Here is a 15,770-nt window from a genome sequence, read left to right as displayed (position 1 = left end):
CAGTCATTTAAGCCCCATATACTGCTTTATAAGTTAAAGCGGAAGAGAGAAAAATATGAACTTGGAACGTTCCGAGCGTATAGAAATCCCCGTACTACCTCTACGTGATGTAGTGGTTTACCCACATATGGTTATTCCACTATTTGTTGGTCGTGAAAAATCGATTTCTTGCCTAGAATCGGCAATGGAAGCCAACAAACAAGTATTGCTAGTTGCGCAGAAACAGGCTGATACCGATGAGCCTTCAATTGACGACCTATTTGAAGTAGGTACTGTTGCCACAATTCTTCAGCTACTCAAGCTACCAGATGGTACAGTTAAAGTACTTGTAGAAGGTCAGCAGCGTGCGAAAATTCACCAGTTTAGAGAGAGTGAGTTTTTCCTTGCAGACGCAGAATATGTAGTCACCTCTGAACTTGATGAAAAAGAACAAGAAGTTGTTGTACGCAGTGCGATCAATCAATTTGAAGGCTTTATCAAGCTGAATAAAAAGATCCCACCAGAAGTACTGACATCTTTAAATGGTATCGATGAAGCTGCACGTTTAGCTGATACCATTGCGGCTCATATGCCACTTAAACTTGTCGATAAGCAGCATGTCTTAGAGATTTTGGATGTTACTGAACGTTTAGAATTCTTAATGGGGCAGATGGAGTCAGAAATTGACATCCTACAAGTTGAAAAGCGCATCCGTGGTCGCGTTAAGAAACAAATGGAAAAATCCCAACGTGAGTACTATTTGAATGAGCAAATGAAAGCTATTCAGAAAGAACTTGGCGATATGGATGATGCTCCGGATGAATTTGAAGCTTTGAAAAAGAAAATCGAAGATTCAAAAATGCCTCAGGAAGCTCGTGAAAAAACAGAGCAAGAGCTGCAAAAACTTAAAATGATGTCACCTATGTCTGCTGAAGCAACAGTAGTGCGTAGTTACATTGATTGGATGGTTGGCGTGCCTTGGGCAAAACGTTCAAAAGTTAAGAAAAATTTAGCGAAGGCTGAAGAAGTCTTGAACGAAGACCACTATGGTCTTGAGCGAGTGAAAGAACGTATTCTTGAGTACTTGGCGGTTCAAAACCGAATTAACAAGCTTAAAGGTCCGATCCTTTGCCTTGTTGGTCCTCCTGGTGTAGGTAAAACCTCTCTAGGTCGATCTATCGCAGCTGCTACCGGCCGTAAATACACTCGTATGGCTTTAGGTGGTGTTCGTGATGAGGCTGAAATTCGTGGTCACCGTCGAACTTACATTGGTTCTCTTCCGGGTAAACTAATTCAGAAGATGTCTAAAGTTGGTGTGAAAAATCCTCTATTCCTATTAGATGAAATCGATAAGATGTCTTCTGATATGCGTGGCGACCCATCTTCAGCGCTTCTAGAAGTTCTTGACCCAGAGCAGAACAATGCATTTAACGATCACTACCTAGAAGTCGATTACGACTTGTCTGATGTAATGTTTGTCGCAACGTCTAACTCAATGGATATTCCAGGTCCTTTGCTTGACCGTATGGAAGTTATCCGTCTGTCTGGTTATACAGAAGATGAGAAACTGAATATTGCTAAAAGCCACTTGTTGGATAAACAAGTAGAGCGCAATGGCTTGAAAGCGAATGAGATCACTATTGAAGACTCGGCGATCATCGGCATTATTCGTTACTACACTCGTGAAGCAGGTGTACGTAGCTTAGAACGTGAAATCTCTAAGATTTGTCGTAAAGCAGTTAAGAACATCCTTCTAGATAGCAGCCTCAAATCAGTGACAGTTAACATAGATAACCTAAAAGAGTACTTAGGTGTTCAACGTCATGATTTTGGTAAAGCTGATGAAAGTAACCGTATTGGTCAAGTGACTGGATTAGCTTGGACTCAAGTTGGTGGTGATCTTCTGACAATTGAAACAGAGTCAATGCCGGGTAAAGGCAAGTTATCGCAAACTGGCTCGCTTGGTGATGTGATGAAAGAATCAATCCAAGCTGCCATGACCGTTGTTCGTTCACGTGCTGAAAAACTGGGTATTAACTCTGATTTCTATGAGAAACGTGATATCCACGTACACGTACCTGAAGGTGCTACACCTAAAGATGGTCCAAGTGCTGGTATTGCAATGTGTACGGCATTAGTTTCTAGCCTAACAGGTAACCCTGTAAAAGCGGAAGTGGGCATGACGGGTGAAATTACTTTACGTGGTGAAGTTTTGCCTATCGGCGGCTTGAAAGAAAAGCTGTTAGCAGCACACCGTGGCGGCATTAAAACAGTACTGATTCCAAAAGATAATGAACGCGATCTAGAAGAAATTCCAGATAACGTGATTGCCGATCTTAAGGTCATCCCTGTCCAGTGGATTGATGAAGTATTGGAAGTTGCGCTAGAGCGAGACCCTTCAGGTGTTGAGTTTGACGCTAAAAAATAGTGATGCGTAGCAAAAATAAGTAAAGAATTACGCTGATAGACCCGAAAAGGCTTGTCAGCGTTTTTTTTGGACGCTAAGTTATTCGACTAAAGCTTCAAGCCCTTTTGTCACAAGGCTTGCGGCTACTTTAAAACCAAAATGGATCGAAACGTCGTCTATAAAAATATTCAAAGATGGCACAAAGGGGAAACACAGTGAATAAAACACAATTAGTAGAATCAATCGCAGAAAACGCAGATATCTCAAAAGCTTCAGCTGGTCGCGCTCTAGATGCATTCATTGAAGCGGTTGGCACAACGCTACAATCAGGTGATCAAGTTGCACTTGTTGGTTTTGGTACATTCAGCGTGCGTACTCGTGCTGCTCGCACAGGTCGTAACCCTAAGACTGGTGAAGAAATCCAAATCGCAGAAGCTAAAGTACCTGGTTTCAAAGCAGGTAAAGCTCTTAAAGACGCATGTAACCAATAACTATCCTTTGTTGGGGGGTTGCTACTAAGGCAATCGTCGTTACTGGCACAACCTGAGCGACTTGAAACATGCTGTTTCATCTTTCAAGTCGAGTTTGTGTTAAGCGAACTGAACTTATTTAATTTATGCGCATCCTACTGATGCGCATTTCTTTTTCTGATACTATCGCGTGAATAGAATATTTATTTTGAAGCATCGGCTTCTTTCCCGGAGAGCAGTTAAATTATGATGGATCGATTACGCGAAGGCGTGAACAGCATCGCGGTTAAAATTATCCTTGTCTTGATTATCCTTTCATTTGTTTTTGCTGGTGTCGGCAGTTACATCACAGGTGGTGGCAATAATGCAGCCGCGAAAGTAGGTAATACAGAAATTGGCCGTGGTGAGTTTGAACAAGCTTACCAAAACGAACGTAACCGCATGCAATCACAGCTTGGCGATTACTTTTCTCAAATGCTGGCAGATCCAGCTTATGTAGAATCTTTCCGTAAATCAGTACTTGATCGAATGATCAATGATGTCTTACTAGAGCAGCAAGCTGAAGCGCTAGGATTACGTATTAGTGATTTACAAATTCGTACTATGATCCTTGAAATGCCTCAGTTCCAAACTGCTGGTCAATTTGACCAAGAGATCTACCAGTCTTCACTTCGTCGTGCTGGGTTTAGTGCAGAAAGCTTTGCTGAATACATGCGTCGCGATTTAATGCGCAATCAACTAGTGACAGCACTACAAGGTAGTGAGTTTGTACTTCAAGGTGAGATCGATGTTCAAAGCAAGCTAATTGCTCAGACTCGTGACGTGCGTACCGTGACATTAAACGTTAGTGATATCGCAGCTGGAATCACGCTGTCTGATGAAGAAGTTCAACAATACTACCAAGATAACTCTGCGAGCTACACTCGTCCAGAACAGGTTCAGGTAGCTTATATTGAACTTTCAGCTGAGCAGTTAAAACAAACTATCCAAATCTCTGACGAGCAGGTACAACAGTACTACGATGAGCATTTAGATAAGTACTCAACTGAAGAGCAGCGTAAAGTGAGTCATATCCTAGTTCAAGGCGATGACGAAGCAAAAGCTCAAGCTATTTTAGATGAGTTAAATGCTGGTGCTGATTTTGCTACTTTAGCTGAAGAGAAATCTGATGATTTTGGTAGTTCAGATGTTGGCGGTGATCTTGGTTGGATCGAACGCGACGTGATGGACCCTGCATTTGAAGACGCAGCGTTTGCCCTTCAGACTGTCGGTGATAAAACGGGTTTAGTTAAATCGGAATTCGGCTACCACATCATCAAACTTGATGACGTTAGAGCATCACAGGCTCAACCTTTAACAGATGTTGCTGCTGAAATTAAGTTGGAGATTCTTGATCAAGAGGCGGTAGATCAGTTCTATGAGAAGCAAACCGAGCTTGAAAAAGTAGCGTTTGAATTCCCTGATTCTTTAATTGATTCAGCTGAAGCTATTAATGTAAAGGTTCAAACGACAGATTTCATATCTCATATCGATGCGCCTGAGCTACTAAAAGCGCCTGCGATTATTCAAGCAATTCTAAGCCCTGAAGTAAAAGAAGACGGGCTAAACTCTGAAGTTATCGAAGTTGCACCAGAGCATATTATTGTTGTTCGTGTTGAAGACTCTCGTGATGAAATGGTACTGCCACTAGAAGAAGTGAAAAACCAAGTCGTTGTTGCACTTTCTACAGTTAAAGCAGAACAGCAAGCAATTGAGCTGGGTGTTTCTCTTGTTAATGAACTTGGACAAGGTAATGAAGCGGTTCTTGCTGAAAACAACCTTGAGTTTACAGAAATAGAAACTATTGACCGTAACTCACCACTTGCTTCTTCAGTGTTTGCTTTAGCTAAGCCTATCGATGACCAAGCTGTATTTGGTCAGTCTAAAGACTTAGACGGTAATATTGTAGTTGTAGAACTTTCTAATGTAACCGCAGATATTAATCCTGTTTACAGCACTCAGATTGGTGCTCAGCTTGAGCGAGTTGGAAACCAACAAGATTTATCGAATGTGTTAAGCGTTTTACGTAGTAATGCTGATGTTGAATATTATGTTGTGAGCCAATAGGCTATTCATCTGAAAATGATATGTAACACACAACGGGTCACTTAGGTGACCCGTTTTATTTTTTATGAAAGTAAATTCTCTATGAACAAGTTGCTCATTATCTTAGTGTTTTAAGAAGGAGTAACTCATGTCTAGCTTCAAATCAGTTTTATCAAAGTCCCTATCAATAATTCTACCTATCCTGCTGTTTATGAGCTTTGCAAATGCATCTAGTCCTACGAAAGAGGAGCTTTACGAAGGCATAGAAATAACAGTTAACGTTAATACTGCCTCTGCAGAAGAGTTAGCTGTGATGCTTGTTGGTGTAGGCACTAAGAAAGCAGGAGAAATTGTAAAATATAGAGAAGCTCATGGTGACTTTGCTTCTATTCAGGAGTTAGAAAACGTGAAAGGGATTGGGCAGGCTACGATAGAGAAGAATGTCGAACGAATCTTACTAGACTAGTTTACGGATTGGGAAAATAAAAAAACCGCCTAATTGAGGCGGTTTTTTGTATTTATAGAACACTGGCTGTAGAGGCTAGTCTCAGAATTACTTAGAGTATCAAGATTACCTAGAATCTAAAAAACTGTAACCCTTATAGAACCATAGCGGCTAACCAACCAAATGCTATCAATGGCAAGTTGTAGTGTAAGAAAGTCGGTACCACCGTCTCCCATACGTGTTCATGTTGACCATCTGCATTTAGACCCGATGTTGGACCTAATGTTGAGTCAGAGGCTGGAGAACCAGCATCACCCAGAGCTGCTGCTGTACCTACAAGTGCAATTGTTGCCATAGGTGAGAAACCGAAAGCTGCCGCAAGTGGTACATAAATAGTGGCTAGAATTGGAATGGTCGAGAATGATGAACCGATCCCCATTGTCACTAAAAGACCAACGATTAACATAAATAGTGCAGCAAGTGGCTTGTTGTCGCCAATACTGGTGGAAAGTGCTTCAACTAAAGATTCAACACCACCTGTTTGTTTCATCACAGCAGCGAAACCTGCGGCTGCGATCATGATGAAGCCGATCATTGCCATCATGTGAACACCTTTGGTGAATACATCTTGAGTTTCTTTCCAAGCAATAACGCCACCAAACGTGAACACCATAAAACCTGCTAAGGCGCCGATAATCATCGAACCAGTAGATAATTGGACCGTCAATGCTGCGACAATACCAATCATTGCGACGATGATGTGTTTTTTGTTGATGGTTTTAGTCTCGGTAGAAACAACCGTGTGAGAGGTTTCTTTATATTGACGAGGTTTACGGTAAGTAAAGAAAACCGCCGTTAGTAAGCCGAAAATCATCCCAACTGCTGGCAGTAACATTGCCATAGGTACTTGGCTAGCGACTACACTTTCAAGACCATTGTCATGTAAGTTCTTCAGTAGAATGTTATTAAGGAAGATGCCACCAAAACCAATAGGTAGAACCATGTATGGTGTAATTAGACCAAAGGTAAGTACACACGCAACAAGTCGGCGGTCTAGGTTGAGTTTTGCAAATACGCCAAGTAGAGGTGGAATTAAGATTGGAATGAAGGCGATATGGACAGGAATGACATTTTGAGACGACATGGTTACTAGTATTAAAGAAGCTAAGATGCCATATTTTAAACCAGTAGATGCCGTCTCATTTTCTTTGCCGTGGATGCGTTTAATGACATTTTGAGCAAGTAAGTCGGTAATGCCAGACCTTGAAATAGCGACAGCAAAGGTACCTAACATCGCATAACTTAAAGCAATGGTCGCACCGCCACCAAGGCCGCTTTCAAATGCAGAAACAGCATCGTTAAGGCTCATGCCTGAAGCAATACCACCAATGATGGCACTGAACGTAAGTGCCACCACTACATTTACACGCATCAATGCTAAAACAAGCATGATGCATACAGAAATTACAACTGGGTTCATATTATTCTCGGAATGTTGTGTTTATTTATTTTTATTAATTGATACTTATTTTTCTTCTGTAATAAGAGGCCAGCCACCAAGAGCTTTCCATTTATTTACAATGCCGCAAAAGAGTTCAGCGGTTTTTTGAGTATCATATAAAGCGGAGTGCGCTTCTTTATTGTCAAAATCCATCCCTGCTGTTTTACATGCTTTAGCCAAAACGGTTTGGCCATAAGCAAGCCCACTAAGAGCAGCAGTATCAAAAGTAGCAAAAGGATGGAAAGGGACGCGTTTAAGCTTACAACGTTCACTTGCAGCATTCACAAAGTTAAGATCGAATGTTGCATTGTGTGCAACCATGATCGCACGGCTACAGTCAGAAGCTTTTTGTTCTTTTCGTACAAGTTTGTAGATTTCTTTTAAAGCTTCACCTTCAGAAATGGCTCCGCGAAGAGGGCTGAACGGGTCTTTTATTCCGTTAAAATCGAGCGCTTCTTGTTCTAAATTGGCACCTTCGAAAGGTTCTATATGAAAATGAATAGTAGATGCTGGTTGTAAGTCACCATTTTCATCCATCTTTAATGTGATAGCACAAATCTCCAATAACGCATCGGTTTTCGCATTGAATCCTGCGGTTTCTACGTCGATAACTACTGGGAAATAGCCACGAAAGCGTTTTTTAAGGGTCAGAGCTTCATTTTCTACAGTCATGTTAGCCAAAATTAGTGTGATAGGGGCTGCATTATTGCAGATAATAGCAGTGATAAAAACTAAAGAAATTTAAAAATTAACAAAAGACACATTTTGAACTGGCTAGATTTTTGCATGATAATATCGTTAGAAATAGGCGGCAATTGGCTGCATTGTTAAACGATTTGCTTAAGAGATATTCTATCTTATGAATACAAGACTCATCATAGGTTCAATCTTATTGTCGCTGATGTCTTCGTCTGCCATCGCTATGCAAGATAAGCGGTACGGAGCGACACCTCAGCAGTCAACGTGGGAGATGGTGGCAAATACACCATTAGAATGTCGTTTAGTCCACCCAATTCCAAATTTTGGTGATGCTGAGTTTTCGTCTCGTGCGAGCAAGAAAGTTATTTTAGATTTTGAGCTTAAAATGCGCAGACCGATGGGCGCTACCCGAAACGTAAGTTTGATTTCTATGCCTCCTCCTTGGAGACCAGGAGAAAGTGCAGATCGCATGACAACCATTAAGTTCTTCCAACAGTTTGATGGCTATGTTGGGGGGCAAACAGCTTGGGGGATGTTAAGTGAGCTAGAAAAGGGACGTTACCCGACATTTAGTTACCAAGAATGGCAAAGTCGTGATCAGCGAATTGAAGTCACTTTGTCATCAGTATTGTTCCAATCAAAATACAATGTGTTTAGTGACTGCATTGCGAACTTGTTACCCTATAGTTTTGAAGATATTTCTTTTACCATTCTTCACTATGATAGAAATAGCGACCAGTTGAATAAGTCATCACGTAAGCGTTTAGGGCAGATAGCGGAATATATTCGTTATAATCAAGATATCGATCTTGTTCTAGTGGCGACTTATACAGACTCAATTGATAGCAAGGGTATCAGCCAGAACTTATCTGAAAGACGAGCAGAATCTTTGAGGGATTACTTTAAATCTTTAGGCTTAGCAGAAGATAGGATTCAAGTTCAAGGTTACGGTAAGCGCCGGCCAATTGCTGATAACAGCTCTCCTATAGGTAAAGATAAAAACCGTCGTGTTGTGATTTCTCTTGGAAGAACTCAAATTTAGAGGTTAGCGAACTAAGTGGATTTAGCTCAATAGACAGAGTTGAAAGAGCGCTATTTTATTAGATTTATGTTTTTATCAAAAGCCAGTTATCAGACTGGCTTTTTTAATAGAATTCTTAGTTTAAGCGGAATTTTGCAATGATCTCGCAATTGGTTGCAGTATCTATTTTTTCTACCATCGAAGCGATTTTCGGGTTTGGGTGGCGTTTCATGAAATCAATTAAGGCTTTTTTACAGCATCCTATCGAATCAATAAAACTAGAGCATTGAGTATGAGGACACTGAGGGATTAATGTTAATACCTTCTCAGACGCAAGCTGTAGATATTTGAGTTCATATTCAGCTTCTCCTGCCCAGCGCCAGAATTGAGCAAGGTTGTGACATGAAACAACCGATATTATTAATCGTTCATCAGCTTCTATGTCAGTGCGCTCAGTGATTCTTTCACTTAGCGTTAAAGCTTGTTGATAGTGAAGAATACTTCGTACAGGGTCGTCGAGTTGCAACGCGGTATCGGCAAGTAACGTGTGTTTTTCCCATTCGCTTATCATTGTTAACTCTCACTCTATAAATCTGGCTAACAATCTAAACGATAATTATTCTCAAGTAAAGTTTAGTAACGGTGAACGGCAATTCTTCTTACTTATTGGAAGGTAGATTAGGAAAAAGATATAAAAAAACGAGCAAAGAGCTCGTTTTTAGAATGGTTATTAGCCGTTTTCTAGCCTTCTAAGCCAGCGGTTGCTTGTTTACTTTGAATCAGTTCGATCATGTAGCCATCAGGATCTTTTACAAACGCGATCTCAGTACTGCCACCTTTTACAGGGCCTGGTTCGCGAGTGACGTTACCACCTGCTGCTTTGATTGCGTCACATGTTGAATAAATATCGTCTACGCCGATAGCAATATGACCGAATGCAGAGCCGTGTTCATACTTAGTGGTGCCCCAGTTATAAGTTAACTCAATCACAGCGCCTTGTGACTCATCACCGTAACCTAAAAAAACAAGCGTATATTCATATTCTGCGTTTTCATTTTTACGTAATAAGTCCATACCCATCACGTCAGTATAGAACTCGATAGATTTATCTAAATCACCGACACGTAGCATAGTGTGAAGAATTCGACCATTTGACATAGTTAGCTCCTAGCTCAAGTATTTATAATTCGTTAAATTTCGGTTTTTTCTTTGAATTCACATAAGTCTTCAATCATGCAACTACCACAGCGTGGTTTACGCGCCACACATGTATAACGTCCATGAAGTATCAACCAGTGGTGCACATCCAGTTTGAATTCTTTGGGTATTACTTTTAAAAGCTTTTGTTCTACATCATCAACCGTTTTGCCCATTGCTAGCTTAGTGCGGTTTGATACACGATAGATATGAGTATCTACTGCAATCGTTGGCCATCCAAAAGCGGTATTTAACACTACGTTAGCTGTTTTTCTACCAACACCGGGTAGCGCTTCTAACGCAGCACGATCTTCAGGAACTTCACCATTATGCAAGTCGAGCAGCATGCGACATGTTTTGATTGTGTTCTCAGCTTTGGAGTTAAACAACCCAATGGTCTTGATGTATTCTTTTAACCCATCCACACCTAAATCGAAAATCCCTTGAGGGGTGTTCGCGATAGGGTATAGCTTATCCGTTGCCTTATTAACACTCACATCTGTAGCTTGCGCTGATAAAAGTACCGCAATTAAAAGCTCAAAAGGAGAATTCCAATTCAACTCAGTTTGTGGTTTTGGATTGTCATCTCTAAGGCGCGTTAAAATCTCAATTCGTTTTACATTATTCATGGCGACATTACTTTCAGTTGTTGTGTAGATTACGCGCTTTTACAGCGTCTATTTAATCTTTTTATGGTATCAATTATCAGCGGCTAACTAGCTTATTGTTGGCTGGTAAAGCTAGTTACGCGTTGGTTACTCTAGCTCGCTCGATTGCAGGCTTTTCTTGTTTTGGCTGCTTCGATTTTGCTTGATGATCGATTATGTTTTTCAGTGCGATTAAGAAGCCAACACCGATAAAAGCGCCTGGTGGTAGAAGTGCTAATAAGAAGCTATTGTCGAACTGAAATATTTCAATTCGTAGTGATGCTGCCCAATCACCAAGTAATAAATCCGCGCCATCAAATAAGGTTCCGTTACCTAGCACTTCTCGCATAGCACCAAGTACTACAAGTACAGCCGTCATGCCTAAGCCCATCCAGAAACCATCCTGAGCGGCAGGTAAAACGTTATTTTTAGAAGCAAAGGCTTCAGCTCGACCAATGATGATACAGTTCGTCACAATCAAAGGGATGAAGATACCAAGTGATAGGTACAGCCCATAAGCGTACGCATTCATCAATAACTGAACGCAGGTAACTAAAGAGGCAATAATCATAACGAAAACTGGGATTCGAACTTCTTTAGGTACGTGATTACGAACAAGAGAAACAACAACGTTCGATCCTACTAGAACCAGTAGAGTTGCAATTCCTAGGCCTAAAGCATTTGTCACTGTTGAAGAAACGGCAAGTAGTGGACAAAGCCCAAGTAGTTGCACAAGGGCTGGGTTATTTGCCCACATTCCATTTTTGATTAGCGTTTTATGATCACTCATTATTTTCACCACAATTGAAGGGTTGTGAGTAAAGTGTGTCTTTATTCGTATTTACGTATAGCACAGCCTTTTTGACTGCTTTTACAACCGCTCTAGGCGTAATGGTTGCGCCCGTGAATTGGTCGAAATCACCACCATCTTTTCGAACTGCCCAGCGAGAGACGTTGCTTTCAGTGACTTGTTTACCTTTAAATGAGGTAATCCAGTCAGTTACTCGTAAATCAATCTTATCCCCCAAGCCAGGGGTTTCTTTATGAGAAAGCACACGTGTGCCTAAAATTGTTCCGTCTTGCTGAATACCGACAATCAATTTTATTTCACCGTTATAGCCATCTGGTGCAATTGCTTCTATAGCAATGGCACTAGGTTGATCATTTAGTGTCGCGATATAGGCTGGCATAGATTGTTCTGTGCCAAGTTCAGGTGTGTTCAGCATTATACAAGATGAAAAAAGCTCATTGTCATGTAGGTCATGTGGAACAACTTGGTTTAACACAGATAATAGCTGAGCTTGTTCTTGCTGTTTGATCGTGTCTTTCGTTAAGTAATGGGTGACAGCGACTAAACCCGTGGAAGCACAGGCAAAAATCGCAAGTGTTAGCCCATTTTTTCTGATGGCATTTAACATTGTGATGCTCCCTTAGTGTCCGTAAGTTCTTGGTTTTGTGTAGTAGTCAATAAGAGGTACACACATGTTAGCCAGTAAAACAGCAAAGGCGACACCATCAGGGAAGCCACCCCAACTACGAATGATAAAGACTAAACCGCCGATCAGAGCACCAAAGATTAAACGTCCTTTCACTGTTGTTGAAGCCGAAACAGGATCTGTCGCAATAAAGAATGCGCCGAGCATTGTAGCGCCGGAAAGGAGGTGAATTATTGGTGATGCTGTTTCACCAGGTGTAAAAATGGAAAAAACTAAGCTAAACAAAACAAGGCTGGATAAAAACGCTACTGGAATGTGCCATTGAATTACTCGCTGCTTAATGAGAACGAGACCTCCAAGAAGGTAGGCGATATTAACCCACTCCCAACCTAACCCAGCTAGCCAACTAAATTGAGGTTGGTTTAATGCTTCCGAAGGGGTGTTTCCTGCAAGTAATGATGTTTTGAAAGCATCCAGTGGAGTTGCCATTGTGGTGCCATCAATGCCTAAACGTGCTTGTTGTAAAGAAAGCCCTTCGTTATTAAACCCAGTGAATATCATAAGTGCAGAATCAATAAAGCTAGTAGATTCAGCTGTTAAAGATATAGGTGCATTCCAACTCGTCATTTGAACTGGGAAAGATATTAAAAGGACAACATAAGCGACCATTGCCGGGTTAAATGGGTTTTGTCCGATGCCACCATACAAATGTTTAGCAATCACTATGGCGAAAAATACGCCAATAACAAGTAGCCACCAAGGGGAATGGGGGGGAATTGCTATGCTAATTAACCACCCAGTGACTATGGCACTGTAATCTCTTAAAGCCATAATTGGAGGGCGCTTTCTTAGCAGCATGATGACTGCTTCAAAGGTAACCGCGAGTGTTAAAGCAAAACAAAGTTGTATGAGAGTGCCCCAACCGAAGAAATAGGTTTGAGCGAGCAGACCCGGCATTGCACATAAGGCTACCCACTTCATTAAGTCAGGAGTGCTTCGGCGGCTATGAGCGTGTGGTGAGCTAGCAATAAAAAAAGCCATTACTCTGTTTCCTCGTTATTCTTTTTGTCTTTTGCTATTTGTGCTTTTTTGGCTTTAGCACGAGCAATCGCGGCAGAAACCGCTGCTTTTTTCGGATCAACCTCAGTTTCAGTTTCTTGTTCAGGCACATCCGAAACTACTGAGCTTGTCGTTGATTCTTCATTATTTGCTTCAGCTTGCTGCGCTTTTTTAGCTTTAGCGCGAGCAATCGCGGCAGCAACTGCTGCTTTTTTAGGATCAACCTTAATTTCAGTTTCCTGCTCAGGCGCATCTGAAACTACTGTGCTTGTCGTTGATTCTTCATTATTCGCTTCAGCTTGCTGCGCCTTTTTAGCTTTGGCGCGAGCAATGGCTGCGGCAACCGCCGCTTTTTTCGGATCAACTTTGGTTTCAGTTTCCTGCTCAGGCGCATCTGAAACTACTGTGCTTGTCGTTGATTCTTCATTATTCGCTTCAGCTTGCTGCGCCTTTTTAGCTTTAGCGCGAGCAATTGCGGCAGCAACCGCCGCTTTTTTCGGATCAACTTTGGTTTCAGTTTCTTGTTCAGGTGCATCCGTAATTACTGTGCTTGTCGTTGACTCTTCATTATTCGCTTCAGCTTGCTGCGCCTTTTTAGCTTTAGCGCGAGCAATTGCAGCAGCAACCGCTGCTTTTTTCGGATCAATTTTGGTTTCAGTTTCTTGTTCAGGTGCATCCGAAACTACTGAGCTTGTCATTGACTCTTCATTATTTACTTCAGCTTGCTGCGCCTTTTTAGCCTTGGCGCGAGCGATGGCAGCAGCAACCGCTGCTTTTTTCGGGTCAACTTTGGTTTCATTTTCCTGTTTAGGTGCTTCTGAAATTACTGAACTTGTCTCTGAGCTTTCATTATTCGCTTCAGCTTGCTGCGCCTTTTTAGCCTTAGCACGAGCAATGGCAGCAGCAACCGCTGATTTTTTCGTATCAGTCGTTTCATCAGGTGACTTTGAATCCATAGCCGAATCATTATTACTTGCTTCAGCCTGTTGCGCTTTTTTCGCTTTAGCACGAGCAATAGCTTCTGCGACTGCAGATTTTTTATCTGAGGTGTTATGATCTGGCGCAGTGTTATTTTTCGCAGAGCTATTTTGCTCGCTAGATTCTGAGTTTAATTTTGCTTTACGCTCTCGAGCTTGTTTTTTCCGCTCTTCACGTAATTTTGCCATCTCTGAATTATCAGGTTGGTCGCTATTGTTACTCTGAGCTTCTGCTTGTTTCGCTTTAGCTCTCGCGATAGCGGCAGCAACAGCGGGCTTCACCGCTGGTTTATCCGAGTCAGCGTTAGACTCTTGCGCTTTAACTCGAGCGATCGCTGCAGCAATTGCATCGTCGCCATCAGAGGTTTTTAAATCTTTACGGCGATTATCAGCCGCTTTCTTAAATCGATTCTCTCGTTCAGCTTTATCACGCTCCATACGAGCATTTTTTTCTTCAAAACGAACTTTGGCGCGTTCAGCTGATACCGCTTCATCTTTACGATTTTTTATCTCAGCTTTCGCTTGTCTGTAATACTGAACGAGTGGTATTTCACTTGGGCAAACATAAGCACAAGCACCACACTCAATACAATCTTTAAGGTTAAGTTCTTCACACTTATCATACTCATTCGCTTTTGCATGCCACTGTAATTGTTGAGGCAGTAAAGAAGCAGGACAAGCTTCAGCGCATTGACCACATCGAATACATTCCATCTCATATTGATTTGGAGAAATTTCTTTGCGAGTCGGTGCAAGAATACAGTTAGAGGTTTTGGTGATAGGTACACTTGAACTTGGCAGAGTGAAACCCATCATAGGGCCGCCTAGAATCAGCCTAGGGAGCTTTTTATCTGCCTTATAATCGAATTCTTCGAGCAACTCATGTACCGGAGTGCCCAGAAGAGCCCAAACGTTACGAGGTTGCTTGAATGTTTTACCAGTTAATGTGACGACGCGATTGATGACGGGCTCTCCATCGATAACCGCTTTCTTTATCGAAAATAATGAACTGACATTTTGGACTAATACGCCAATGTCGGCAGGGATGCCGCCAGCAGGAACTTCTTTATTAGTGAGTATTTTTATCAGCTGTTTTTCGCCGCCCGAGGGGTACTTTGTCGGGATGACTCGGATAACAATATCTTTATTGATTGCTGCTTTTTCTAAAGCTTTGATAGCTTTTGGTTTGTTATCTTCAATACCAATAACAGTTAACTTTGGCTTAAGAATGTGCTCAACAATTTCGATGCCTTGCAATATCTCATCAGCATGCTCTTGTAGAAGCTTGTCATCAGAAGTGATGTAAGGTTCACATTCTGCAGCATTCACAATCAGTATGTCGGTGCGACCTAGACCAGATTGAATTTTCTTGGCTGTAGGGAAACCAGCCCCTCCCATACCTGAAATTCCAGCTTCACGAATGGTGTCGAGCAGTTGGTCAGATGTTTTAGAGGTGAAGTCATCCACTGGCTTCTTATCGCACCAAGTATCTAATCCATCAGGTTTAATGATGACACTGAGTTCAGTTAGCCCTGAAGGGTGAGCGGTGACCCTTTGCTCTATAGCAATAATATGACCGGATGTCGGCGCGTGTACAGGTAAAGTAAACCCACTATCAAGGCTTGTAAGCGGCTGACCTTTTTTGACCGTGTCACCCGCTGCAACTAATAAATTTCCAGCTTTACCAATATGTTGTTTAACTGGTAGCACGATTTCAGATGGGATGCGTGCGTGTACTAACTCCGAGCTATTAGACTGAGTTTTATTTTCTGCAGGGTGAACCCCACCAGGGAAGCTCCAAAGAGAGCCAGTACGAATTTGTTCAATAAGAGAAATCATACCAATCC

14 protein-coding genes are annotated in these 15,770 nt (G+C 41.8%); 5 read left to right on the top strand and 9 right to left on the bottom strand.

All coding sequences use genetic code 11. The annotated features are described in order from the left end of the window. Window positions 1–55 precede the first annotated feature (55 nt). The 4 genes from lon (at window position 56) to F0226_RS01410 (ending at window position 5,407) form a co-directional block, all read left to right on the top strand. Complete coding sequence (gene lon / locus F0226_RS01425; protein WP_171733948.1) at window positions 56–2,407, top strand: endopeptidase La; 2,352 nt, start codon at window positions 56–58, stop codon at window positions 2,405–2,407. Window positions 2,408–2,580: 173 nt separating this feature from the next. After that, window positions 2,581–2,877: an HU family DNA-binding protein gene (locus F0226_RS01420; RefSeq protein ID WP_171733947.1), complete on the top strand. Its 297-nt coding sequence runs from the start codon at window positions 2,581–2,583 to the stop codon at window positions 2,875–2,877. A 225-nt stretch (window positions 2,878–3,102) separates the two neighbouring features. After that, window positions 3,103–4,962 (top strand): peptidylprolyl isomerase, encoded by a 1,860-nt coding sequence (gene ppiD / locus F0226_RS01415; RefSeq protein ID WP_171733946.1) that lies wholly within the window; start codon window positions 3,103–3,105, stop codon window positions 4,960–4,962. A gap of 127 nt (window positions 4,963–5,089) precedes the next feature. Beyond that, complete coding sequence (locus F0226_RS01410) at window positions 5,090–5,407, top strand: helix-hairpin-helix domain-containing protein (protein ID WP_171733945.1); 318 nt, start codon at window positions 5,090–5,092, stop codon at window positions 5,405–5,407. Between the two features lie 133 nt (window positions 5,408–5,540). On the opposite strand, the gene F0226_RS01405 is transcribed toward F0226_RS01410, so the two are convergent. Continuing rightward, window positions 5,541–6,866, bottom strand: coding sequence for a Na+/H+ antiporter family protein (locus tag F0226_RS01405; protein ID WP_171733944.1), 1,326 nt, complete (start codon window positions 6,864–6,866; stop codon window positions 5,541–5,543). A gap of 45 nt (window positions 6,867–6,911) precedes the next feature. Then, the gene (gene rnt, locus F0226_RS01400) at window positions 6,912–7,559 is read right to left on the bottom strand and encodes a ribonuclease T (RefSeq protein ID WP_171733943.1); all 648 of its coding nucleotides are present in this window, start codon (window positions 7,557–7,559) and stop codon (window positions 6,912–6,914) included. Window positions 7,560–7,746: 187 nt separating this feature from the next. Between rnt and F0226_RS01395 the strand changes: the two genes are divergently transcribed. Continuing rightward, window positions 7,747–8,628, top strand: coding sequence for an OmpA family protein (locus F0226_RS01395; protein ID WP_171733942.1), 882 nt, complete (start codon window positions 7,747–7,749; stop codon window positions 8,626–8,628). A 115-nt stretch (window positions 8,629–8,743) separates the two neighbouring features. Here F0226_RS01395 and F0226_RS01390 read toward each other — a convergent pair whose 3' ends face one another. The 7 genes from F0226_RS01390 to rsxC all read right to left on the bottom strand — a co-directional run bounded on the left by F0226_RS01390 (window position 8,744) and on the right by rsxC (window position 15,762). Next, window positions 8,744–9,178: a DUF2753 domain-containing protein gene (locus F0226_RS01390; protein WP_137372370.1), complete on the bottom strand. Its 435-nt coding sequence runs from the start codon at window positions 9,176–9,178 to the stop codon at window positions 8,744–8,746. Window positions 9,179–9,348: 170 nt separating this feature from the next. Continuing rightward, on the bottom strand, window positions 9,349–9,765 hold the full coding sequence (gene gloA / locus F0226_RS01385) for a lactoylglutathione lyase (protein ID WP_171733941.1): 417 nt from the start codon (window positions 9,763–9,765) through the stop codon (window positions 9,349–9,351). A gap of 32 nt (window positions 9,766–9,797) precedes the next feature. Next, complete coding sequence (gene nth, locus F0226_RS01380) at window positions 9,798–10,433, bottom strand: endonuclease III (RefSeq protein ID WP_171733940.1); 636 nt, start codon at window positions 10,431–10,433, stop codon at window positions 9,798–9,800. Window positions 10,434–10,548: 115 nt separating this feature from the next. Then, on the bottom strand, window positions 10,549–11,241 hold the full coding sequence (locus tag F0226_RS01375; RefSeq protein ID WP_171733939.1) for an electron transport complex subunit E: 693 nt from the start codon (window positions 11,239–11,241) through the stop codon (window positions 10,549–10,551). Next, on the bottom strand, window positions 11,234–11,869 hold the full coding sequence (gene rsxG / locus F0226_RS01370) for an electron transport complex subunit RsxG (RefSeq protein WP_171733938.1): 636 nt from the start codon (window positions 11,867–11,869) through the stop codon (window positions 11,234–11,236). Before rsxG ends, F0226_RS01375 begins: the two co-directional genes overlap by 8 nt. Before the next feature lie 12 nt (window positions 11,870–11,881). Further along, window positions 11,882–12,928, bottom strand: a complete 1,047-nt coding sequence (gene rsxD, locus F0226_RS01365) for an electron transport complex subunit RsxD (RefSeq protein WP_171733937.1) — start codon at window positions 12,926–12,928, stop codon at window positions 11,882–11,884. Then, the gene (rsxC, locus tag F0226_RS01360; RefSeq protein WP_171733936.1) at window positions 12,928–15,762 is read right to left on the bottom strand and encodes an electron transport complex subunit RsxC; all 2,835 of its coding nucleotides are present in this window, start codon (window positions 15,760–15,762) and stop codon (window positions 12,928–12,930) included. Before rsxC ends, rsxD begins: the two co-directional genes overlap by 1 nt. Window positions 15,763–15,770 lie beyond the last annotated feature (8 nt).

This window comes from Vibrio sp. 99-70-13A1 (assembly GCF_013114625.1).
Taxonomy (GTDB): domain Bacteria; phylum Pseudomonadota; class Gammaproteobacteria; order Enterobacterales; family Vibrionaceae; genus Vibrio.
Note: the sequence above shows the minus strand (reverse complement) of the source record. Positions and strands in the feature narration are given on the sequence as shown.